The 21,536-nt window shown below is 62.6% G+C and carries 22 protein-coding genes; 13 read left to right on the top strand and 9 right to left on the bottom strand.

Annotated elements, in window-relative coordinates; all coding sequences use genetic code 11:
• Positions 1 to 195 precede the first annotated feature (195 nt).
• From LB558_RS19995 to LB558_RS20005, 3 genes are all read left to right on the top strand, one after another.
• Entirely contained in the window at positions 196 to 564 is a 369-nt protein-coding gene (locus LB558_RS19995) for an Hpt domain-containing protein (RefSeq protein WP_136618936.1), read from the top strand.
• A 111-nt stretch (positions 565 to 675) separates the two neighbouring features.
• Positions 676 to 996 carry a 2Fe-2S iron-sulfur cluster-binding protein gene (locus tag LB558_RS20000; protein WP_013531878.1) on the top strand — a complete coding sequence of 107 codons (321 nt, stop codon included), beginning with the start codon at positions 676 to 678 and terminating at the stop codon, positions 994 to 996.
• Between the two features lie 194 nt (positions 997 to 1,190).
• Positions 1,191 to 2,219, top strand: coding sequence for an NAD(P)/FAD-dependent oxidoreductase (locus LB558_RS20005; protein ID WP_224699124.1), 1,029 nt, complete (start codon positions 1,191 to 1,193; stop codon positions 2,217 to 2,219).
• A gap of 3 nt (positions 2,220 to 2,222) precedes the next feature.
• Here the strand turns inward: LB558_RS20005 and LB558_RS20010 are convergent, their stop codons facing one another.
• Both LB558_RS20010 and LB558_RS20015 read right to left on the bottom strand, forming a co-directional pair.
• Positions 2,223 to 3,704, bottom strand: a complete 1,482-nt coding sequence (locus LB558_RS20010) for an MDR family MFS transporter (RefSeq protein WP_224699125.1) — start codon at positions 3,702 to 3,704, stop codon at positions 2,223 to 2,225.
• A 202-nt stretch (positions 3,705 to 3,906) separates the two neighbouring features.
• On the bottom strand, positions 3,907 to 4,566 hold the full coding sequence (locus LB558_RS20015) for a DUF922 domain-containing Zn-dependent protease (RefSeq protein ID WP_224699279.1): 660 nt from the start codon (positions 4,564 to 4,566) through the stop codon (positions 3,907 to 3,909).
• 103 nt (positions 4,567 to 4,669) lie between these two features.
• On the opposite strand from LB558_RS20015, the gene folP reads away from it, so the two are divergent.
• Genes folP through folK form a run of 3 tightly spaced genes read left to right on the top strand, consistent with a single transcriptional unit; the run spans position 4,670 to position 6,380 of the window.
• The gene (gene folP / locus LB558_RS20020) at positions 4,670 to 5,521 is read left to right on the top strand and encodes a dihydropteroate synthase (RefSeq protein WP_224699126.1); all 852 of its coding nucleotides are present in this window, start codon (positions 4,670 to 4,672) and stop codon (positions 5,519 to 5,521) included.
• Positions 5,522 to 5,524: 3 nt separating this feature from the next.
• Positions 5,525 to 5,884, top strand: coding sequence for a dihydroneopterin aldolase (folB, locus tag LB558_RS20025; protein WP_023813034.1), 360 nt, complete (start codon positions 5,525 to 5,527; stop codon positions 5,882 to 5,884).
• Positions 5,868 to 6,380: a 2-amino-4-hydroxy-6-hydroxymethyldihydropteridine diphosphokinase gene (gene folK / locus LB558_RS20030; protein WP_127261126.1), complete on the top strand. Its 513-nt coding sequence runs from the start codon at positions 5,868 to 5,870 to the stop codon at positions 6,378 to 6,380. Before folB ends, folK begins: the two co-directional genes overlap by 17 nt.
• A gap of 26 nt (positions 6,381 to 6,406) precedes the next feature.
• Here folK and LB558_RS20035 read toward each other — a convergent pair whose 3' ends face one another.
• A complete protein-coding gene (locus LB558_RS20035; protein WP_224699127.1) occupies positions 6,407 to 6,952 on the bottom strand; it encodes a DUF924 family protein in 546 nt (181 codons plus the stop codon).
• Between the two features lie 14 nt (positions 6,953 to 6,966).
• On the bottom strand, positions 6,967 to 8,802 hold the full coding sequence (locus tag LB558_RS20040) for a monovalent cation:proton antiporter-2 (CPA2) family protein (protein ID WP_224699128.1): 1,836 nt from the start codon (positions 8,800 to 8,802) through the stop codon (positions 6,967 to 6,969).
• A gap of 159 nt (positions 8,803 to 8,961) precedes the next feature.
• On the opposite strand from LB558_RS20040, the gene LB558_RS20045 reads away from it, so the two are divergent.
• The 3 genes from LB558_RS20045 (at position 8,962) to LB558_RS20055 (ending at position 11,671) form a co-directional block, all read left to right on the top strand.
• Positions 8,962 to 9,951, top strand: coding sequence for an AraC family transcriptional regulator (locus tag LB558_RS20045; RefSeq protein ID WP_224699280.1), 990 nt, complete (start codon positions 8,962 to 8,964; stop codon positions 9,949 to 9,951).
• Between the two features lie 61 nt (positions 9,952 to 10,012).
• Complete coding sequence (locus LB558_RS20050; RefSeq protein ID WP_224699129.1) at positions 10,013 to 11,221, top strand: MFS transporter; 1,209 nt, start codon at positions 10,013 to 10,015, stop codon at positions 11,219 to 11,221.
• Between the two features lie 183 nt (positions 11,222 to 11,404).
• Positions 11,405 to 11,671, top strand: coding sequence for a hypothetical protein (locus LB558_RS20055; RefSeq protein ID WP_024503536.1), 267 nt, complete (start codon positions 11,405 to 11,407; stop codon positions 11,669 to 11,671).
• Between the two features lie 121 nt (positions 11,672 to 11,792).
• Here LB558_RS20055 and LB558_RS20060 read toward each other — a convergent pair whose 3' ends face one another.
• From LB558_RS20060 to LB558_RS20075, 4 genes are all read right to left on the bottom strand, one after another.
• A complete protein-coding gene (locus LB558_RS20060; protein WP_224699130.1) occupies positions 11,793 to 12,347 on the bottom strand; it encodes a hypothetical protein in 555 nt (184 codons plus the stop codon).
• A 135-nt stretch (positions 12,348 to 12,482) separates the two neighbouring features.
• On the bottom strand, positions 12,483 to 13,574 hold the full coding sequence (locus LB558_RS20065; protein WP_224699131.1) for a YcjF family protein: 1,092 nt from the start codon (positions 13,572 to 13,574) through the stop codon (positions 12,483 to 12,485).
• Positions 13,571 to 15,049, bottom strand: coding sequence for a YcjX family protein (locus tag LB558_RS20070; RefSeq protein WP_224699132.1), 1,479 nt, complete (start codon positions 15,047 to 15,049; stop codon positions 13,571 to 13,573). Before LB558_RS20070 ends, LB558_RS20065 begins: the two co-directional genes overlap by 4 nt.
• Before the next feature lie 63 nt (positions 15,050 to 15,112).
• Positions 15,113 to 15,616: a SixA phosphatase family protein gene (locus LB558_RS20075; RefSeq protein WP_224699133.1), complete on the bottom strand. Its 504-nt coding sequence runs from the start codon at positions 15,614 to 15,616 to the stop codon at positions 15,113 to 15,115.
• Positions 15,617 to 15,947: 331 nt separating this feature from the next.
• Between LB558_RS20075 and dksA the strand changes: the two genes are divergently transcribed.
• Positions 15,948 to 16,364, top strand: coding sequence for an RNA polymerase-binding protein DksA (dksA, locus tag LB558_RS20080; protein ID WP_013531862.1), 417 nt, complete (start codon positions 15,948 to 15,950; stop codon positions 16,362 to 16,364).
• Positions 16,365 to 16,577: 213 nt separating this feature from the next.
• Here the strand turns inward: dksA and LB558_RS20085 are convergent, their stop codons facing one another.
• Complete coding sequence (locus tag LB558_RS20085; RefSeq protein WP_224699134.1) at positions 16,578 to 17,315, bottom strand: flagellar biosynthetic protein FliO; 738 nt, start codon at positions 17,313 to 17,315, stop codon at positions 16,578 to 16,580.
• A gap of 225 nt (positions 17,316 to 17,540) precedes the next feature.
• Here LB558_RS20085 and cckA point away from each other — a divergent pair, with 225 nt between their 5' ends.
• From cckA to LB558_RS20100, 3 genes are all read left to right on the top strand, one after another.
• On the top strand, positions 17,541 to 20,114 hold the full coding sequence (gene cckA / locus LB558_RS20090; protein WP_127258845.1) for a cell cycle histidine kinase CckA: 2,574 nt from the start codon (positions 17,541 to 17,543) through the stop codon (positions 20,112 to 20,114).
• Between the two features lie 86 nt (positions 20,115 to 20,200).
• Complete coding sequence (locus LB558_RS20095) at positions 20,201 to 20,908, top strand: purine-nucleoside phosphorylase (RefSeq protein WP_224699135.1); 708 nt, start codon at positions 20,201 to 20,203, stop codon at positions 20,906 to 20,908.
• Between the two features lie 181 nt (positions 20,909 to 21,089).
• The gene (locus LB558_RS20100) at positions 21,090 to 21,527 is read left to right on the top strand and encodes a VOC family protein (protein ID WP_224699136.1); all 438 of its coding nucleotides are present in this window, start codon (positions 21,090 to 21,092) and stop codon (positions 21,525 to 21,527) included.
• The last annotated feature ends 9 nt before the right edge of the window (positions 21,528 to 21,536 follow it).

The raw sequence follows: 21,536 nt of genomic DNA on the forward strand, positions 1-21,536 counted from the left end.
CCCCTCGTATCGTAATGACACAGGGGGGTAAAGAAAACATGCATTCCGCGGGATACGTAAAACTTTAAATATAAGGTTAACGGAACTGTGATTTGGGCGCCGCTTTGGCAACATTTTTTCCGGCCATTCATTAACCCGTTGTCCATTGGATTCGCCTAGGTTTTTGGGCAAATCGAAGAAACGGAGTTCGAGTTCATGCGTGGCGAAAGCGGCATTGCCTTCTCAATGCCCGGGGGCGACGTATCCGGACCAAGGCGGTCACGGCCGGTCGATTTGGCACACCTTGCCCGCCAGACGATGGGTGACCGCAGCCTTGAGCAGGAGGTGCTGGCGCTGTTTGTACAGCAGGCGCTGTCCGTGCGCGACAGAATAGTCGACGCCGACATCAAGGACCGGCTTTTGCTCGCCCACGGGCTCAAAGGTTCGGCACGGGGCGTGGGCGCCTTTGCCATCGCCGATTGCGTCACCGAGATAGAGCGCCAGCCGGAAGACAACCAGACACTCAAGCGGCTTGGCACGCTGATCGACGAAGTGCGAGATTTCATCGCCGCCATCAATCGCTGAATCCGCGCCGAACCCGATTTGCGGAAAAACGTCATCGGGCGGCGCTTTCATGCGGCAGTTGACTTGTCAGCCGGAGTGATTATCTCGGCTGGAACTCCCTTCAGGTGACAAATGACCAAGCTGACTTTCATTGCCCATGACGGCACGCATTTCGACATGGACGCCGAGAACGGCTCTACGGTCATGGAGAACGCGATCCGCAACGCCGTGCCCGGGATCGAGGCCGAATGCGGGGGCGCCTGCGCCTGTGCCACCTGTCACGTCTATGTCGACGAAGCCTGGACAGCCGAAGTCGGCGAGCCGGAAGCGATGGAAGAGGACATGCTGGACTTCGCCTACGACGTCCAGCCCAACTCGCGCCTGTCATGCCAGATCAAGGTCCGCGATGCGCTTGACGGCCTGGTCGTGCGGGTGCCTGCCCGCCAGGGATAAGCGCGGGATCTTTGCCAACTGATTTTTCCCGCTGTGGCTTGGCAGCGGGGCGATGGTCATGCAGTGTCCTGTTGTTTCACTACAGCGCCGCGTGTGCTCTTGGGCGCGCAAAGGACGCTGTAGCACTTTTATTTGCGCATGATCCTTCCGAAAATCGATCCGATTTTCGGGGTCATGCGCAGCGAGGCACAGGCATGACAGACATCACCAGGACAGACGTGCTTATTGTCGGGGCAGGGCCGGTCGGCCTGTTTGCCGTGTTCGAGCTCGGCCTGTTCGACATGAAGTGCCACCTGATCGACATTCTCGATCGGCCGGGCGGCCAATGCGCGGAACTCTATCCGGAAAAGCCGATCTACGACATTCCAGGCTGGCCTTCGATCTCGGCGCAGGGGCTGGTCGACAAATTGCTCGAGCAGATCGCGCCGTTCAAGCCTGATTTCAGCTACAACCGAATGGTTTCCAGCCTGGAAAAACTGGAGGACGGCAGTTTTCGCGTCACCACCGACGAAAACGAGGTGTTCGAGGCCAAGGTGGTGGTGATTGCCGCCGGCGGCGGCTCTTTCCAGCCCAAGCGTCCGCCGATCCCCGGCATAGAGCCCTATGAAGGCAACAGTGTCTTCTATTCGGTGCGTCGGATGGAGGATTTTCGCGGCCATGACCTCGTTATTGTCGGCGGCGGCGACTCAGCACTCGACTGGACGCTGAACCTGCAGCCGGTGGCAAAGAGCGTGACGCTGGTGCACCGGCGGCCCGAGTTCCGTGCCGCCCCCGACAGCGTCAACAAGATGTATGCCATGCAGGAGATGAAGCAGCTGGAGTTTCAGGTCGGGCAGGTGACCGGATTGACCGGTGCCGACGGCCAGCTATCATCGGCCACCATCAAGGGACCGGATGGCGACGTCGAGGTGCCTTGCACGCGCATGCTGCCGTTCTTCGGGCTGACCATGAAGCTCGGACCGATCGCGGAGTGGGGTCTCAACCTTCACGAGAACCTTATCCCGGTCGATACGGAGAAGTTCCAGACATCGGTGCCCGGCATCTTCGCGGTCGGCGACATCAACTGGTACCCGGGCAAGCTGAAGCTGATCCTGTCGGGTTTTCACGAAGTGGCGCTGATGGCGCAGGCCGCCAAGCGCATCATCAGCCCCGGCGAGCGCATCGTTTTCCAGTACACGACCTCCTCGACCAGCCTGCAGAAGAAGCTCGGCGTCTCCGGCTGAGCTTTACTCGGCGAGCATCGGCGCCGCATCGTCGGCGTAACCGCGAAGCTCTTTTTCGGGCATCAGCGTCAGCGTGATCAGCCCCAGCAGCAATATAGCGGCGGCAACGGCAAAGATCATCACGAACGGCTCGACCGTCGCGCTATGGCCAGCGATCCGCACGCCTTCACCGGCAAGCGGCAAGCCGTAACCCAGAGCGACCGCGCCGAGCATCGCGACCCCAAGCGCACTGCCAAGCGAACGCAGGAATGTCAGCACGCCCGTCGCGACGCCAAGATGCAGGCGATCGACGGCGTTCTGGACCGACACGGTGGTGACCGGAAACGTCGTTCCGGTTCCAAACCCGATGCAAATCGTCAAGACCTCTACCTCCAGCAGCGTGGCATATCCTGCGACGACGGCCAGCAGGCAGAGGCACAGCATGCTGAAGACGACGCCCACCATTGCAATGCGCTTGTAGTGGGTGAAATGCGGTATCATGCGCCCGCTGAATGCCGCGCCGCCGACGGTCCCCAGCAGAAGCCCAAGCATCGCGATGCCCGACTCTGCTGCCGACAGGCCGAGCACCGCCTGAAGGTAGACGGGCAGGTACACAGCCATGCCGACGCTTGCGGCCTGAAGCAGGAACATCGAAAGCGTGCCCGCCAGAACGATTGGATTGCCAAGCACTTCGAGGGAGATGAGCGGCTCGGCGGCTCGCATAAGCCGCAAGGCAAAAGCGCCCCAGAAAATCGCCGAACCACAGAGAACGCCCATGACTTCAAGCGAAATCCAGGGATAAGCGCTGCCGCCCCAGTTCAATGCGAGCAGCAGCAGCGCCGTGGCAACGATAAGAAGCAATGCGCCCAGGCCGTCGATACGATGGCGCTTTGCGGCAACGGGCAGTTTCTTGAGCGGCTTGTTGATGATCGCCATCGCAAGAAGACCAAGCGGAATGTTGATCCAGAAGATCAGTGACCAGTGCAGGTGCTCTGCGAAAGTGCCGCCGAGCAACGGACCGGCAATGCTGGCGACAGCCCATGTGCCGGAGAACCAGGCGGCATAGCGTGCCCGCTCGCGCGGCGGAACGAGATCGCCCACGACGGTCTGCGTCAAAGCGAACAAGCCGCCGCCACCGGCGCCCTGGATCGCCCGCCCGACAACCAGCACAAACATGTTGGGAGCCAGCGCACTGACCAGCGATCCCGCCAAAAAGATCAGGATCGCGGCGTAGACGGTCGGCCGGCGGCCGTAGACGTCGGAAATCTTGCCGTAGAGCGGGGCCACGGCGGTAGCGGTCAGGAGATAACCGGTGACGATCCATGGCAGATAGTGTGCGTTTCCGAGCGCATGCCCGATGGTCGGCATGGCCGGCGCGACAATGGTCTGATCGAGTGCCGCCAACAGCATCGACAACAGCACGCCGCCGATAATGGCGTTCTTTTCGCTCTCTGTTATCGGCGTGCCGGTTTCCGCCATCGTTTGATTGTCGACAGCCTGGTCCATGATCGTTCATCCATAAGCTTGCGATCTGACCGGCGCTGTTCAGCCGTTCCGGCTTCTCGGCCGTTGGATCGCATTGGTGTTTTAAGCTCGTCTGGCGAGCCCGATATATGTCGTCCCATATAGGCCGGTTTCGACAGGGGCTCGAAAGTTTTTCGAATCTGGCACTACGCTTCGGCGAATTTGGCTTTCAGTTCGGGTGCGTTCAGGCCGGCGGCAGTCGGCCGTTCCCGATGCGCTCCATGCGATAGCGCAGCAGCCGCAGGATGCGGCTTTCGAAATTGACGCTTTCGACGCGGTCGAACTGAAGCTGGGCGCGGTCGTGCCTGGCCAGAATAACCGCGGTGATCGCGGCCGCCTTGGCCTTGGCGGCGTTGCAGTTCTTTTGCGGGTAGGTGGCCTTCAAGGCCTCTTCGAGTTCGCCGCCATGGTTCTTGGCGATTTCGACGTGGCGCTCCTCGTGGCGCTTGATGTCGGCGGACAGCGTATCCCAGAACAGCCTGACATCGGCATCGGCTTTGCGCGGGCGGCGCCACTCGGGAAGGATCACCTTCACCTTGACGGTCACCACCGCGTCGGCGATCCGGCAGGCACTCGGCGTCTGCGCATAGCTGATGCGGGTGGTGAAGGCCATTTGCGTGGCGCCCGGGTGGCGGGTGCCGGTGCTTTTCACCTCCGGCCCGCGTTTGGAGAGTTGTGCCTCGATGTCGTCGAGCGTGCTGCCGCCGATGGCGAAATAGCTGTACGTCTTGACGAGATTGGCCGCCGCCGCGGGGTGCGGCGTCATGGCGAGCAGCAGCGCGCAAGCCAAGGATTGTTTCACGCCCAAGGACTGCTTTTTCATGCCAAGCATGGTTCGTTTCATCATGTTGCCTCTTCGACCACCTTGCTTTACGGCCGTTGCCGGCGCAATGAAATTGATCCGCCAGGGATCACACATGATTGATGAACTCCATGGTCGATGAGCAATGACGGCGAGGCGATGGCAGTTGGCGCATGGGCGCCATCTCGACCTTGGCGGCAAGGCCGTGGTCGTCGGCATCCTCAATGTCACGCCTGATAGCTTTTCCGACGGCGGCCAGTTCGACGCCCCTGAAAAGGCGCTGGCCCAGGCACGTCGCATGATCGGGGAAGGGGCACTGGTTGTCGATGTCGGCGGAGAATCGACGCGCCCAGGTGCTGCCTCGGTATCGGCCAGCCAGGAACAGGCCCGCATCCTGCCGGTGATCGAAGCTCTGGCGGGCGTGAGCGAGGTGCTGATTTCAGTCGACACCTATCGCGCCGACACGGCGCGGCTTGCGGTTGCCGCCGGCGCGCATATCGTCAACGATGTCTGGGGTTTGCAGCGTGAGACCGACATTGCGCGCGTCGCCGCCGACACCGGCGCCGGGCTTGTCATCATGCATACCGGGCGGGATCGCCAGAAGCTGCCGGATGTGATTGCCGATCAACTGACGTTCCTGGGAAGGTCGCTGGAAATCGCGCGCCAGAACGGCATCGCCGAGGATCATATCGTGCTTGATCCCGGATTCGGATTCGCCAAGGAGACGGCGGAGGAAAATCTCGACCTGATGGCACGCTTTTCGGAATTGCATGCACTCGGCTTGCCGCTGATGGCCGGTACGTCGCGAAAACGCTTTATCGGCACGGTCACCGGCCGTGATGCCGCCGACAGAGGGGTTGGAACAGCGGCGACCAGCGTCATCTTGAGGCTCCAGGGCGCCGATCTGTTTCGCGTCCACGATGTCGCATTCAACGTGGACGCTTTGGCGCTGGCGGATGCTATGCTGGCGCGTCGGACGGATCAGGCGAGAAACTGAGCGATGTATGTCATCCGCATGAAGAACTGCGCTTTCTTTGCCCGGCACGGCGTGCTGGACGAGGAGGAAAGGCTCGGCCAGCGCTTCTATGTCGATGCCGTTCTCACCGTCGATCCAGGCCGCGCACTTGCCGAGGATTCGATCGAGGATACAGTCCACTACGGCATTGCATTCACCGTCATTGAAAAGATCATCACCGGGCAGCGCCGTTTTCTGATCGAGTCGCTGGCGCTCGAAGTGGCCCGTGCGCTGACGGCGCGTTTTCCTCAGATAAAGAAAGCCGAGATCACGGTGCGCAAGCCGAACGCACCGGTGCCCGGCGTGCTCGATTATGTCGAGGTGACCGTTGTCTGGCCCGAATAGTACCGTTTATCTCAGCCTTGGCGGCAATCTTGGCGATCCGGCGAAATCCATGGGCGCGGCGCTGCGCATGCTGGATGCCGACGCGGATACGCGTGTCACCGGCGTCTCCTCGCTTTATCGCACGCCGCCCTGGGGCAAGCTCGATCAGCCGGATTTTCTCAATGCGGCCGCCGAAATTTCCACCGTGCTTGCACCGCGTGCCTTGCTCGACCTCTGCCTCGATGCGGAGCGCAAGCTGAAGCGGGTGCGCGAGGAGCGCTGGGGGCCGCGGCTGATCGACATCGACATTCTGGTGTTCGGCGACCGCGTCATCCATGAGACCGGGCTGGAGGTGCCGCATCCGCGCATGCTGGAGCGCGCCTTCGTGCTGGCGCCGCTGGCCGAGATCGCGCCCGGCCTGGTTGTCAGTGGTCGCAGCATCACCGAGCGTCTGGTCGCCGTCGATACCTCGGGCATCGAGCGCTTGTCGTCCGGCCGGGATTGGTGGCTGGCCTGAGTCCGGACGAGGCAGTTGCCGGATCTTCAGCCAGAGAAGCCGCCACCATCCAGGAATGCCTGCTCCTGCACTGTGGTTTCGCGGCCAAGCATCCTGTTTCGATGCGGAAAACGACCGAAATGCTGAATAATATCGCGGTGTTCGACAGCGTACTTCAGGTAGGACTCGGCCCTGGCCTGCGTCAGCTCGACCGAAATGTCCTGGTCGGCCAGCAGTTCCGAATGCTCGTAAGGCAGGTAGAGGAAGACGCGGAGTTCTTCCTCGAGTGCCAGGTCAAGACCAGCCGCGATCGCTCTCTCTGCGAAATGTCTGGCGAGCGGATCGGTCGCGTACATATGGCCGGTGCCGCGAAAACAGTTCCGCGGAAACTGGTCGAGCAGGATCATCAGCGCCAGCGCACCTTCGGCATGCTTCAGCCAGCCGTCGCATTCCCGTCGCGCAGCGGCGTAATGCAGATCGAGAAAGCGGTCGCGGAACTCGGTATCGAATGCCTCATTCTTCTCGAACCAGGCGTCCTCGCCGGCATCGCGCCAGAATTTCGTGACCGTCAGGGCTCTGCTGTCCAATTCCATGCATAATTCCTTGCTCAATCGGCGGGTTCGGGCTTGTGCAGCACACCCGCGGTTTCTTCATTGAGTGCCTGACCAGGCCGGCGCGGCGTGGAGAGCGGTGTCGGAATCGGCGTGCCGATATTGCCTCTTAGGAAGCGCTGTCCGGCGCGAATGCCTTCAGCGAGCTGGGTTTCGAAACGATCGGTGTCGCGGCGCCTGACGTCTTCGATCGTTTCAGCCACGTCTTCGGGATCGACGCCCAGCGATTCCAGTGCCGAGCCGCCGAAAACAAGTGCGGATTCGAAGGTTTCGCGCAGTTGGTAGTCGACGCCAGCACGAATGAGCTGCAGCGCCGTTCCACGGTCGAATGCGCGGGCCAGCAGTGTGAGCAGTGGGAATTCGGCCTTGATCAACTGGGCGATGCGAACAGCCACATCGGCCTTGTCGACGCAGATCAGCACGGCGCGCGCCCGGCCGGCACCGGCGGCATGCAGGATGTCCAGTCGCGTGCCGTCGCCATAGTAGACCTTGAAGCCGAAATCGGCCGCCGCCTGGATCATTTCGACGTCATTGTCGATGATCGAGACGTCGATGCCGCGCAGCAGCAGCGGCTGGCTTGCGATCTGGCCGAAGCGGCCGAAGCCAATGATCAGCACGCTGCCGGTCAGTCCATCGGCGACATCGACGCCGTCGAGCGACTGCTCGTCGCGCGGCGTCAGATAGCGCAAGGCGATGATGGCCAGCGGCGTCAGCACCATGGAGATGATGACGATCGCCGTCAGCGTCGCGTTGGCCTGGCCGTCGATGATGCCGACCGCCGCGGCCGCCGAGTAAAGGACAAAGGCGAATTCGCCGCCCTGTGCCATGAAGACCGCGCGCTCCAGGGCTTCGCGGTGGCCTGATTTCAGGATGCGGGCGACGATGTAGATGCCGAACGCCTTCATCACCATGTAGGCGACGACATAGACGGCGATCAGCCGCCAGTTCGCCGCGACCACATGCAGGTCGAGCGACATGCCCACCGCGAGAAAGAACAGGCCAAGCAGGATGCCGCGGAAGGGTTCGATGTCGGCTTCGAGTTGGTGGCGGAAGGTCGATTCGGACAAAAGCACGCCGGCCAGGAAGGCACCCATCGCCATCGACAGGCCGCTGAGCTGCATGGCGAGGGCGGACCCGAGGACGACCAGAAGTGCCGCGGCCGTCATCACCTCGCGGGCACGGGCATCCGCCAGGATGCGGAAGAACGGATTGAGCAGATACCGGCCGGCCACCACCAGCCCGACGATCGCGGCGAGGCCGATGCCGACCTCGGTCAGCCGCTCCGACAGGCTGGTGTCGACTCCACCGGGCGCCAGGAACGCGATCAGGGCCAGCAACGGCACGATGGCCAGATCCTCAAGCAGCAGCACCGATACGATGCGCTGGCCTTTCGGTGCGGCGATTTCGCCGCGTTCCTCGAGAATCTGCATGACGATCGCCGTCGAAGTCAGCACGAAGCCGGCCCCGGCGACGAAGGATTGCGATATTGGAAACCCTCCAGCCATGCCGACACCGGTCAGCAGGAGCGCGCAGACGCCGACCTGCAACGCACCGAGGCCAAAGATCTCGCGGCGCAGGCCCCAGAGCCGCGACGGCTGCATTTCCAGCCCGATGATGAACAGGAACATCACCACGCCGAGTTCGGCGACATGAAGAATGGCTTCCGATTCGGAGAAGACGCCGAGGCCGAACGGGCCGATCACCACGCCGGCAGCCAGATAGCCGAGGATCGAGCCGAGGCCCATGCGCTTGAAGATGGGAACGGCGACGACACCGGCAGCAAGCAGCGCCACCACCTGAACCAGATCACTGCCCGATGCTTCAGCTGCCATGCCTCTTGTCCCTGTGTCTCGCAGCACTCCTTGCATGCCGTTGGAGCGGGAGGCAAGGCGAGAAATCCGCCGGAAGGGTAGGGTGCCGTTGCAGCGATTTACCTGGTGGAACAACGGTCCCTGCTTGCCTGCCGGACGTTCGGCATCTATATTGCGTATATGCCTGACTATTCGTCCCGACCGTCCTCGCCGCCACATATCCCGATGGATGCGCTCAGCGAAGTTCTGCAAGACTTCCGCTTGAGTGGTGTCAACTATGGCCGCTGCGAGCTCCGACACCCATGGAGCATAGACTTTCCGCACCAACAGCTGCTTCGGTTTCACTTTGTCGGCCAGGGCCCGTGCTGGATTCATACTGAATCGCAAGGCTGGCAGGAGTTGCGTGATGGCGATCTGGTGCTGCTGCCGCAAGGCATCGCCCATCGGCTGGCGAGCGCGCCGGACGTTGCAGGGGGCTCGCTCGAAGGTTGCCAGGTGATCAAGTTGGGGGGCAACGTCTGCGAAGTGGTACGGCAAGGAACGGGCGCGACAAGCACCCTTTTCTGCGGCTCCATGGCCTTGGACTCCTATGCGCTCAACCCATTGATCACGTTGATGCCGCCTGTCATCAAGGGTTGCGACGTGGCCGGCAATGACCCGGTCGTCGGTCCTTTGCTGGCGGCCATGACGGTGGAGGCCTCGCAACCGCAGATGGGCAGCGCCACGATTCTGTCGCGTATGGCCGACTTGCTAACGGCCCGGCTCATACGTTGCTGGGTCAATTGCAACGGAGCCTCGACCACCGGTTGGCTCACAGCCATCCGCGACCCCCATATAGGCCGCGCTTTGGCGGCCATGCACCGCGACCCCGGCCACAACTGGACGCTGGGAAGCCTGGCCGGCGTGGCAGGCCAATCGCGCTCGATTTTCGCCGAGCGTTTCAGTGCGGTATTGGGGGAGGGTGCCGCACACTATCTCGCCCGCCTGCGCATGCAGCTTGCCCGCGAATTGCTGGGCCAAAACGGCTTGTCGGTTGCCGAAGTCGCTACCCGTTTGGGCTATGATTCCGAGGCATCCTTCGCGCGCGCGTTCAAGCGCATCACCAATGTCTCGCCAGGCGTTGTGCGTCGCACAATTCCCGGACGAATGGATATGAATTTCGGATTCTAAGATACATATCATCCGAGCGGACTCGCCTATTTAAGACCTCCAAACTTTTGGAGATCTTTCCGTGACTGACACAACATTACAGCTTGAAGACGCCGCGATTGGCCTTGATGCCGATGCACCAGCCGCGTGGAGTTCAGCCACCTGGTTCGCGGTCATTTCATTGGCGGCCACCAGCTTTGCCCTGGTGTCGGCCGAATTCCTGCCCGCAGGTCTGCTGACGCCAATGGCACGCGATCTCGGCATCAGCGAGGGGACGGCCGGACAGGTCGTCACCGCCACCGCTTCCGTCGGCGCCGTGACGGCCATGTTGAGCAACGTTCTCATCGGCCGATTGAACCGCAAGACGGTGCTGGTTGGCCTCAGCGCCTTGGCAGTCGGTTCCAATGTTCTTGCAGCGCTGGCCCCCAATTTCTGGCTGCTGTTGCTGGGCCGGGCCGGGTTGGGAATCGCTCTCAGCGCTTTCTGGGCACTTTCGGTCGCCGTCGTGGCGAGGCTGGTTGGCGCCAACGCGACGGGGCGGGGTATGGCTATCGTCACCCTCGGCGTCTCGCTCGCAACCATTGCCGCACCGTCGATGGGCGCGTTGATCAGCGACTGGCTGGGTTGGCGCAGCGCCATGGCCATGACAGCGGGGTTGGCCCTGCTTGCTATGCTGCTGCAATTCCTTAGTCTGCCGACCTTGCCTGCAACAGCAAGCAATAGTCTTGCAGACGTCCTTCGGCTGACACGGCGGCGTGGCATTCAACTCGGTATGCTTGCTATCCTTTTGCTGATGACGGGGCATTTTGCCGGCTCGGTTTATGTGCGTCCTTTCCTCGAACACGTGACGCTCCTTGCAACCGGGCCAATTGCCCTGGCGTTGCTAGGATTTGGCATCGCCGCCGTGATCGGCAATATCGCCGGTGGCCGCATGGCCGACGCCAATATCCACGTGGCTCTCGTGGCTACCGCCGCATTGATGGCGTTTGCGGCGCTGGCATTGGTTCTCTGGGGCGTGCACATTGGCGTTGCCTTCGGCTTCGCTACGCTGTGGGGCTTCGCCTTCGGCATGGCGCCGGTGGTGCTGCCGACAAATTTGTCTCGCGCAGCGCCTGACGCGCTGGAAGCAGCGGGCAGCCTGATGGTCGCCTCTTTCCAGATCGCCATCACCATCGGCGCGGTTGTCGGCGGCTATGTTGTGGACACCTATGGCCCCACAGCGCCTTTGACGCTGACTGCTATCCTTGCCGCATCGACAGCCGTCTTGGCGCTGCTGCAGCCACGCAGCTGAACTTCGCTGCCGCCAACACAATAGCCTGGAATTCCGGCCGCCGGCGATGTTGCAGGCGCGACACACAAGTTGAGGCCGGGAACACGTTGCATCTTGCCGCAATCGAAGGCTAAGGACGCTCGGCTTCGGCCATTGGAGGGTGATCGACGATCAAGTCGCACCCTTTTTGAGGAGATGACTGACATGAAGAAGTTTTTGTTTGTTGCCGTCGGCCTGGCGGTGCTTGCCGGTTCGGCTTGCTCGAAGGCACCTGAGTGCACGGCGGAGATCGCGACCAAGAAGGCGCAGGACATGGCTGCAGCACTTCAGGAGGCGATCACCAAGGACCCGGCCAAGGCGGCTGATCTGACCGCCAAGGTCCAGGCGGTGACAACCAAATATCAGGGCACGACGACGTTGGCCGACGCCTGCAAGGCCTATGACGAAGTGACGGCCGCGATCAAGGGCTGACGCCCTGATTCGAGATCAAGGGCTAACGCCCTGATTTGAGATCAAGGGCTAACGCCCTGATTTGATGGCTCAAGTGAGAGGGCGGTGACCGTTAGGTTCGCCGCCTTTTTCTTTGGATTGTTCAGTTCGGCGCGATGGAGCCGACTTCGACCGCGTCGACGCGCTTCAGGCTCATGCCGATCACCGGCACCAACTGGTCGTCGACGCGCACGGCAATGGTCACCGTCATCGAATTGTCGTCGGGGATGCGGGCCTGCATGACGCCGCGCAGCTGGTTGCGGTTGATGGTGAAGACCACTTTGCGGGCATCGACGACGTTGCCGCCGATGATGTCAAGGCCGGAACCAGTCGCGCCACCCATAAAGCTGCCCTTGTAGCCCTCGCGGCCCTTGCGCTCGATCTTAGCCGACATCGGCTGGGTGAACATACCGACCCGGCAGCCACCGTCGAGCGACATGCCGACCTTGCCGTCGGGCGTCGAGCCGGTGAAGCTGCAGTTGAACTTGGTGCCTTTGTACTTGCCGGCGACGATTTCGCCGGGACCGATCCACTTGCCTTCGGCGGACTGGAAGAACTGCTTGTCCGGCTCCGCTGCGCTGGCCGCTCCTGCAATGCCGACGACTGCCGTGATCACGGTTACCAGGGGCAGGACGCTGGATAGTATTACGCTTTTCATCGACGACACCCGGCAACAAAGATGCTGTTTGGAACCCGTCTGACCATGAACAAGATTGGTTAATGCTTCGTCACCGCGGGGCCGCCGCAGAGCAGTCCGGTAACGATTCCGAATGCCCGGACACTCCAGCCCGGCTCACTTGCCGGATGGGGTCGTTTCACCGTCTTTCCTGGTTGCGAACGATGTCAGCGCCGAGAGGAAGTCGCCCAATCCGGGACGCTTCGCGGCGCTGAAGGGCAGCGGTCGCGCCGTTTCCATCGCGGCGATGCCGATGCGCGCCGTCATCATGCCGTTGACGACGCCTTCGCCAAGCTTGGCCGAAAGGCGCGCGGCCAGGCCGTGGCCGACGATCTGCTGGACGAAACTGTCGCCGACCGCGATCGAACCGGTGACCGCCAGGTGCGCCAGCACGCTGCGCGCCAGGCGGAAGAAGCCCAGCGTTCCCGGCCGTCCGCCATAGAGTTCCGACAGGCGGCGAATGAGCCGCCCGGCCTCGAACACGACATAGACGACATCGACCAGTGCGCGTGGACTGACCGCCGTCACCAGCGAAACGCGTTTGGCGGCTTCGAGAATCATCACCTTCGCCCTGGTATCGAGTGGTCCGAGAATTTCAGCCTCGGCCAGGCGCACGAGATTGCCGCCATCGATGATTTCGCCGCGCAGTTCGGCCAAGGCGCGCCGGCCTGCCGCGGTCTCGGGCTTGGCAGCGACAAAGGCCGACAATTCGTCGACGACCGATCGTGCAGCCTTGGGATCGTCGCGGGCGATCGCGTCGAGGGCCCGCTTCTGCAGCTTTTCGACCTCGGCCAGGCGGGCGATCGCCAGGAATTCGCGAATCAGGATCACCACAAGCGCCAGCACGGCAATGGCGGCCATGCCCGCCGCCACCCAGCCCAGCCATTCGGCGCGCGCGAAGAGGTCGCGTATGAGCTGGTCGGTCCATAGGCCGACCGCCAGCGAAACCAGCACGCCGAAGGCACCGAAGAAGATGCTGCCGAGCAGCGAACGCTTCCTGGGGGCAATGGCCGGAGGTGGCTCGGCGGCAACGATGTCGGGCTCGTCGAAGACGTCGACTTCCGCCGGTATGACCATCGCGACATCGGTTTTCATCGCGCGGGGTTTGCGCTGGGTGTCGGCCTGGGTACGGCGGGCCTCCGGCGCCTCTTGCCTTGGTTCGGTGTTCGGCTCGATGCGGAACGCTGCCGGCTTGCGGGGCGCGGTCATGCCAGATGATCTCCGATCAGGAACTGCAAGGCACGGTCGAGCCTGATATGCGGCAGCGACAGGGTGATACCTTCGGCCGTGCGTTCGAGCTTTGGCGGACGGAAACGGACGAAGCGGATTGCAGGATCCGCGGCATCCTGCTTGTGACCGGCTCCCGAAACATCGAACACCGCATCAATTTTCTCCGGTAAATCACCGGGAAATATGGCTGTTTCAGTTTTTCCATCAAAGGTTTCGCCGTTGATCTTCTCACCGGCGATCGGCGTGCCGATGATAACGGGAAGCGTCTCCCGGCCTTGCTTGACGGTGCCTTCGCGCGTCGCGCGCACCGCCGCCATGGCGACCACATCGACATCGGCGCCGGTGAAATTCGCCCGTGCCACGGCGCGGTCGGCAAGCCGCCGCACGATCGCCTGCAGCCGGTCATGGCTTTCGTGATGCAGATGGTCGGCCTTGGTCGCGGCAACCAGGATGCGGTCGATGCGCCGGGAGAACAGATCGGTGAGGAAGCTGCCCCGGCCAGGTCGGAAACAGCTGAGGATCTCGGTCACCGCGCGTTCCAGGTCTGCCATGGCGCCGGGGCCGGCGTTCAGCGCCTGCATGGCGTCGATCAGCACGATCTGGCGATCGAGGCGGGTGATGTGTTCGCGGAAGAAGGGTTTGACGACATGCGTCTTGTAGGCCTCATAGCGCCTGTCCATCATGGCGTGCAGCGATCCTGCGCGCGGACGCCTGTCGCCAATCCCGGCCAGTGGCGCGAAGGTCAGGGCCGGTGAGCCTTCGAGATCGCCCGGCATCAGGAAGCGGCCGGGCGGCAAGGTCGAAAGCGCTTGCTCGTCGAGCTTGCAGGCCTTCAGATAGGCGGCGAAGCTTTCGGCCAGGCGGCGCGCCGTCATCTCGTCGGCGTCGGCGTTCGGGTCGATCCCGGCCGACAGCGCCCGCCAGGCTTGCGACAGGTCCTCACGCACCGGCAGAACGGCCATTTCGAAGGCTTCGTGGGAAAAATCGGCGAAAGACTTGCCGAGCAGCGGCAGATCGAGCAGCCATTCGCCGGGATAGTCGACGATATCGACCGACAATCTGCCCGAGGAAAACATGCGGCTCCAGCCGGAAGCCGATTCATATTCGATGGTCAGCCGCAGTTCCGATATGGCGCGCGTCGAATCGGGCCAGGCGCGGTCGTTGACCAGGGCGGCAATGTGGTCCTCGTACTGGAAACGCGGCACCGCGTCGTCGGGCTGCTGCTCGAGGAATGCGCGGGCGATGCGCCCTGATTTCTGCGCTTCGAACAGCGGAAGGCGCCCGCCATGGATCAAATTGTGGACAAGGGCCGATATGAACACCGTTTTGCCGGCGCGGGACAATCCGGTCACGCCGAGGCGCAGTGATGGGGAAAAAAGCCCGGTGGCGCGGCCCGATAGCGTGTCGAGGGCAATCCTCGCCTCGTCGGTGAAGGTGGTCAGCGATGATGCCAAAATATGCTCTCTCGGACTTCGGTCCGTCCGATATAGGCTCTGTATCAGGGCTTTGAAATGGCTTCAGAGATCGGCCGGCGTCAGGAACGCTTCCAGATAGCCGGTGCCTTGGGCGGCGCTGGCAAGATCGCCGTCGAAGCGGACGACCGCCAGGCCCGCGGTCGGGAACCCATGGTTCAGCGTGGCCCGCGCAGTCTCGTCGCTGTCGCCCGAAACTGCCATGGTGAGGTCTTCCATCATCGGGTTGTGGCCAATGACCAGCAATGAGCCCGATCCGCCATTGTCGCGGATGAGGTGGAGGTAACCGGCCGCGTCGGCGCTGTAGAGCGTGTCGAAGAACAGGACCCGGCCGGTGTCGGTCTGGCCGGCCAGGCCCTCCAGCGTCTCCTTGGCGCGTTTGGCATTGGAGCAGAGCGTCCGGTCCGGAACGTAGAGGCAGGAACGCATGGCGGCCCCCATCATTTCGGCTTCGGCGCGGCCGGACGCATCAAGCGGACGGTCGAAATCGCGCATGCCGGGCAATGCCCAGCCAGCCTTGGCATGTCGCAACAGATAAAGCCTGCTCACCCAACCTCCGAATGCCGAAGCCTTCCGGGATTAGCCACGAGAACGGCGTTGCGCACAATGGCCCATGCCGTTCAAACACGGCGAATCACCCAATGCTGGCTGCCGCAAAAGGCTCTTGCGTATTGGCCCCGCGGTCACGGCGATCTCGGAAAGCATGTGCCACCGGATCCAAAGTGTCTCGGCGGAGTTTGTACCAAAGCGACCGTACGTGGCTGTAAAGACGCGTGCAGGGTACTTTAACAATTGCGTGAAACAGCGGCCGATTGCGCTTGTGCAGGCGTCGGACGACGAATATATAGGCGCCAAAATTGGGGCAGTTTGGGTGAGTCGAATGAACGACATCGTTACCGCCGATTACGTACCCTCCGAAGACGAGCCGTTCATGAACGAGCGGCAGAAATCCTACTTCCGCTCAAAGCTCGTCACCTGGAAGAATGACATATTGCGCGAAGCGCGCGAAACACTGGAAATCCTGCAGCAAGAGAATGCCAACCACCCCGATCTGGCCGATCGCGCCTCTTCGGAAACCGACCGCGCCATCGAACTCAGGGCCCGCGACCGTCAGCGCAAGCTCATTGCAAAGATCGATTCCGCCCTGCAGCGCATCGACGAAGGCACCTACGGCTATTGCGAAGAGACCGGCGAGCCGATCGCGCTGAAGCGGCTCGATGCGCGTCCGATCGCGACATTGTCGATCGAAGCGCAGGAGCGGCATGAGCGCCGCGAAAAAGTCTATCGCGACGACTGAAGGTCAAGGCCGGCGGCTCACGGCCGGCTGTCTCAAACGAACTCGATTCTGAAATGGCCGGTTTTCCGGCCATTTTTTATTGGTGCGGCATCCACTGCTCAGGGCGCGCGAAGGCAGCGAACCCTTGAGATTTGGCGCTTCGGACGAGCTGGTTCGGCAGCGGACCAGTGGACCGGCGACGATGTTTCGCGGGGATAGCGACCCAGCGGTCGCTCATCTCTTCTGACTGGAGAGTTCGCCGAGAAGCTTGGTCATCTCGTCGTCGAGCGACTGCGGCGCCGCCGGCTTGCCCACCGGGCCGCCCGAACGGGGCTGGTCCAGCGATACTTCGAGTTCTCTCATCAGCGTGTCGTCGATGCTGTCCTGCGGTGGTGGCGGCGGGTGCCGGACGGTGTTGGCATTGGCAGAGCCGTCGGCGGGCAACGGCGTGACATTGGTCGGCTGGTAGCTTTGCGTCGCCGGCTTCGGTGCAGGTGGCGGCGGCGCTGTTGGACGCGGGCGGGCGGGCGGCGCGGTGTTCACCGGCTGTGGAGCGGGTGCCTGTCTTGGCGGGGGTGGCGCGGGTTGCGGCGGACGCGGCCTTGCTGCTGCCGGGGCCGCAGTGGCCGGGACCGGCTGCAAGCCGCCGTCTCCGGTCAATGCCGGCCGGCGCGGCGCCGAAAGCCGGATATCGCGCTCGACGACGACGTCGGTCGGGCCGCCGATCAGAAGCAGATGTTCGATGTCGTCGCGGCGTATCAACACCAGCCGGCGATGGCTATCGACGGCGGTGGCATCCATGACGGCCAGTCGCGTCTTGCGGTTGCGGCCGCCGGCGACGAAAGTTCCGAATGTCAGGTTGCGCACCAGCTTGATGATGACGAGAACGATGACCAGCAGAACAAGCGCTGCAAACGTCCACAACAATGCTGCGGCATAACCGGGACCTGCCACGCTATCGAGCCATTGCATTGGTTTCCCCTGATCGCCCCTTGGAAGTGACGAGACACTAGACCGTTGCAGCGGGCCACCGCAAGTTGCGTTTCACGCCGGTGAACAGCTTGAAAAACTCAGAAGGCCGAAAGACATCATTTTTATCCGACATTTGCCGCCCAGGCCTTTTCCGGACTAGGAGAATGTGATTCAACCCGGTACGGGGCGGGTGTCGGAACACCGGAATTCACGAGCAGGGGGCACATGGCCAAGGAAGCGCGCGGCGATTTCTATCCGGTACCGATCGTCGACCAGAATACGCGACCGGGCGCGGTCACCCGGCTTATCATTTTCATCGTCGTTCTGACGGGGGCGGCGATCGTCTTCGGGCTTTTCCGCGAGCGCCTCGGCGATCCTTTCCTGCTCGGCATGCTCGGCGTTCTGGCGATGATCGGCGTCGGCTTCCTGTTTGCGACGGCGATCGGCTTCGTGCAGGTCACGCCACGCTCGACAGGCGACGAACTGTCGAAATCCTTCGTCGATTCGATGTCGCAGGGGCTTCTCGTCACCGACACCAAGGGCCGCGTCGTCTACGCCAACCGCGCCTATGCGGATATGACCGGAGCATCGTCCGCTGCAGACCTGAAGACCGTCGAGGGATTGCTCTCGGATGTCCCCGAAGCCTCGGTGACGATCTATCGCCTGGCGTCCGGCCTGCGCGACGGCCAGCCAGGAGACGGCGAGTTTAGGCTCGCGCAGTCCATTCGGCCGGGCGCCGAGCCCGGCGCCCGCTGGTACAGGGCGCGCGCCCGCACGTTCAACGTGCCAGGCCAGCGGCTGCCGATGCTGGCCTGGCAGCTTGCCGATATCTCGCAGGAGCGGGCAGAGCAGGAGCGTTTCTTCCTCGATCTGCAGAAGGCGATCGATCATCTCGACCACGCGCCGGCCGGCTTCTTTTCAGCCGACCAGGAAGGCCGCGTCACCTACATCAACGCCACGCTCGCCGAATGGCTGGGCATCGACCTCACCAGCTTCACGCCCGGCGCCGTGTCTCTGTCGGAGATCGTGGCCGGCGACGGCATGGCGCTGGTCCGCTCGGTCAAGGCCGACCCCGGCACCACACGCAACGCGGTGATCGATCTCGACCTGACGACCATGACGGGCGAAGCGCTGCCGGTGCGCTTCATGCACCGCGTTTCGGCCAGCCGCGAAGGATTGAACGGGCCGACACGCACGATCGTGCTCAACCGCACGCAAGGCGAGGATGCTTCTGCCGATTTGCGGGCCTCGGAAGTGCGCTTCACCCGCTTCTTCAACTCGACACCGATGGCGATCGCAGGCGTCGACCACGATGGGCGCATCCTGCGCACCAATGCGCCGTTCCTGTCGCTGTTCTCGTCTGTCGTCGATCGCGACGCCGTCGACCGTCGCGTGCGGCTCGATACTGTGATCCACGAACGCGACCGGCCGGCTTTCGCGGCTGCCTTCGAGAAAGCGCAGCAGCGGCAGGCCGATATCGAGCCGATCGACACGCTTTTGCCCGGCAACGACGACCGGCACATCCGCTTCTACGTCAACGCCGTCGCTGACGGCACCGGCGGTGAGGGCGCCGAGGAGTCGGCCATCGTCTACGCCGTCGAAACAACGGAGCAGAAAGCGCTCGAAGGGCAGATGGCACAAAGCCAGAAGATGCAGGCGGTCGGCCAGCTTGCCGGCGGCATCGCGCATGATTTCAACAATGTGCTGACCGCCATCATCATGGCGTCCGATCTTTTGTTGACCAACCACCGCCCGTCGGACCCCTCCTTCCCCGACATCATGAACATCAAGCAGAACGCCAACCGGGCGGCTTCGCTGGTGCGGCAGCTTCTGGCCTTCTCGCGCAAGCAGACATTGCGGCCGGAAGTGCTCAACCTGACCGACGTGCTCGCCGATCTCAGGATGCTGCTCGCCCGGCTGGTCGGCAACGACATCAAGCTGAAGGTCGACCATGGCCGCGATCTGTGGCCGGTCAAGGTCGATATCGGACAATTCGAACAGGTGGTGGTCAACCTTGCGGTCAATGCGCGCGATGCTATGCCGGCGGGCGGCGATCTCACCGTGCGCACCCGCAATGTCACCGCCGAGGAGTGCAAGGCCTTTTCCTATCGTGAACTCACCCCGGCCGACTATGTCGTGGTCGAAGTCGAGGACACCGGCAGCGGCATCGCGCCCGACGTGCTGAAGAAGATTTTCGAGCCCTTCTTCACCACCAAGGAAGTCGGCAAGGGCACCGGCCTTGGCCTGTCGATGGTCTACGGTATCATCAAGCAGACCGGCGGCTTCATCTTCTGCGATTCCGAAGTCGGCAAAGGCTCGACTTTCCGCATTTTCCTGCCGCGTCACATCCCCGAAGCGAAAAAGGCAGGCGAGCCCGGCGATGCGCCGGCGGCGCCGGCAAAGATCGCCGATCCGGCCAAGGATCTGTCGGGCTCGGCCACGGTGCTGCTCGTCGAGGACGAGGATGCCGTGCGCATGGGCGGCATGCGGGCGCTGACCTCGCGTGGCTACACCGTGCACGAGGCATCGTCGGGCGTCGAGGCGCTGGAAGTGTTCGAGGCGCTGGGCGGCAAGGTCGATATCGTCGTTTCCGACGTGGTGATGCCGGAAATGGACGGACCGACACTGCTTGGCGAATTACGCAAGCGCCAGCCGGACATCAAGTTCGTCTTCGTGTCCGGCTACGCCGAGGACGCATTCGCCAGAAACCTGCCGGCAGATGCGCATTTCGGCTTTCTGCCCAAGCCGTTTTCGCTCAAGCAACTGGCGACGATCGTCAAGGACGTTCTGGAGTCCTAAAGCCTTCCCATGTTCCTCCTTGCGCAATGCCGTGACAACGCCATGATTGAAGGGTGAAACGGCAGGAAGGCTTGGGGGAGCAACTGGTGACGCCGCACAACGAAGCGGACAAGGACGACTACGCCGACACGGTTTTGTTGCCGGGCGACCCGCAGCGCGCCGAATGGATGGCGCAAACGTTCCTGGAAGCGCCGCGCTGCATCAATCGCCGCCGCGGCGCGCTTGGCTTCACCGGGCTATTTCGTGGCAAGTCCATCAGCATTCAGGCGACGGGCATCGGCGTTTCATCGTTTCTGATCTATGCGCATGAATTGCTGGACCATTATGGCGCCCGGACGTTGATCCGCACCGGCACCTGCGGCAGCCTGACCGCAAAGGCAAAACTGCGCAGCCTTGTCATCTCGCAATCGGCAAAGGGGGAAAGCGCCCAGAGCGGCCAGGTTTTCGGCCTTTATGGACCGGCTGGCCCAGACCCGGCGCTCCTCGCATTGTCACTGGCCAAGGCGGTAGAATTTGGCATCGACCATCATGCCGGCCTGACGGTGTGCAGCGACATCTTCTATCACCCGGAAGGGCGCGCCCGTTTTGCCGATGCGCGGGCCGAAGGAGCCCTGGCCGTGGACATGGAAACCAGCGCGCTCTATCGCATATCAGAGCATTTCGGGGCGCGTGCGCTGTCGATGTGTGTCGTTGTCGACAACATCGAGACCGGCGAACAGACCGACTATTCCGAGCGTCAGGAGTTGTTCGCAGACATGAGCCGGCTGGCGCTCGCTGTCGCAGCAGAGAGCTAGGGTGCGGGTCTACCGGGTCAGCCCCTTGCGTACGGCAGTGACATCGTCTGAGGAGACCGCTGGGGCGGCGTTGCCCCAACTGGCGCGCACATAGGTCAGGACGTCGGCGACCTCAGCGACCTCAGCTGGCAAGCAGCCTAATGAGTTTACGACCGGGACGACGCCTTGTAGACTGAACACCATGGCGCTCAAACGGATGGACAATATAGGAATCGTCGTCGATGACCTCGAAGAGACGATTGGTTTCTTTGGCGAGCTCGGCCTGGAGTTCGAAGGGCGGGCTACGATCGAAGGAGAATGGGCCGGACGTGTCACGGGACTGGGCGATCAGCGCGTCGAGATTGCCATGATGCGGACGCCGGACGGCCACAGCCGGCTCGAACTATCCCGTTTCCTCACGCCACCTGTCGTCGCGGATCACCGCAACGCCCCGGTAAACGCCCTAGGTTACCTCCGCGTCATGTTCGCCGTGGACGACATTGACGGGACGCTCGAAAGGCTCCGCAATCGCGGTGCGCGGCTCGAAGGCGAAGTCGTCCAGTACAAAGACGTGTATCGGCTCTGCTACATTCGAGGGCCTGGAGGGCTTCTCATTGGGCTCGCGCAAGAACTCAGCTGAGCGCAATGC

It is taken from the genome of Mesorhizobium sp. CO1-1-8 (assembly GCF_020164875.1).
GTDB lineage: Bacteria > Pseudomonadota > Alphaproteobacteria > Rhizobiales > Rhizobiaceae > Mesorhizobium.

Bases quoted from the DNA above. Each gene is read 5' to 3' on its own strand.
- LB558_RS19995 (WP_136618936.1), top strand. From the start codon at position 196: ATGCGTGGCGAAAGCGGCATTGCCTTCTCAATGCCCGGGGGCGACGTA.
- LB558_RS20000 (WP_013531878.1), top strand. From the start codon at position 676: ATGACCAAGCTGACTTTCATTGCCCATGACGGCACGCATTTCGACATG.
- LB558_RS20005 (WP_224699124.1), top strand. From the start codon at position 1,191: ATGACAGACATCACCAGGACAGACGTGCTTATTGTCGGGGCAGGGCCG.
- LB558_RS20010 (WP_224699125.1), bottom strand. From the start codon at position 3,704: ATGGACCAGGCTGTCGACAATCAAACGATGGCGGAAACCGGCACGCCG.
- LB558_RS20015 (WP_224699279.1), bottom strand. From the start codon at position 4,566: ATGAAACGAACCATGCTTGGCATGAAAAAGCAGTCCTTGGGCGTGAAA.
- folP (WP_224699126.1), top strand. From the start codon at position 4,670: ATGACGGCGAGGCGATGGCAGTTGGCGCATGGGCGCCATCTCGACCTT.
- folB (WP_023813034.1), top strand. From the start codon at position 5,525: ATGTATGTCATCCGCATGAAGAACTGCGCTTTCTTTGCCCGGCACGGC.
- LB558_RS20035 (WP_224699127.1), bottom strand. From the start codon at position 6,952: ATGGAATTGGACAGCAGAGCCCTGACGGTCACGAAATTCTGGCGCGAT.
- LB558_RS20040 (WP_224699128.1), bottom strand. From the start codon at position 8,802: ATGGCAGCTGAAGCATCGGGCAGTGATCTGGTTCAGGTGGTGGCGCTG.
- LB558_RS20045 (WP_224699280.1), top strand. From the start codon at position 8,962: ATGCCTGACTATTCGTCCCGACCGTCCTCGCCGCCACATATCCCGATG.
- LB558_RS20055 (WP_024503536.1), top strand. From the start codon at position 11,405: ATGAAGAAGTTTTTGTTTGTTGCCGTCGGCCTGGCGGTGCTTGCCGGT.
- LB558_RS20060 (WP_224699130.1), bottom strand. From the start codon at position 12,347: ATGAAAAGCGTAATACTATCCAGCGTCCTGCCCCTGGTAACCGTGATC.
- LB558_RS20065 (WP_224699131.1), bottom strand. From the start codon at position 13,574: ATGACCGCGCCCCGCAAGCCGGCAGCGTTCCGCATCGAGCCGAACACC.
- dksA (WP_013531862.1), top strand. From the start codon at position 15,948: ATGAACGACATCGTTACCGCCGATTACGTACCCTCCGAAGACGAGCCG.
- LB558_RS20085 (WP_224699134.1), bottom strand. From the start codon at position 17,315: ATGCAATGGCTCGATAGCGTGGCAGGTCCCGGTTATGCCGCAGCATTG.
- cckA (WP_127258845.1), top strand. From the start codon at position 17,541: ATGGCCAAGGAAGCGCGCGGCGATTTCTATCCGGTACCGATCGTCGAC.
- LB558_RS20100 (WP_224699136.1), top strand. From the start codon at position 21,090: ATGGCGCTCAAACGGATGGACAATATAGGAATCGTCGTCGATGACCTC.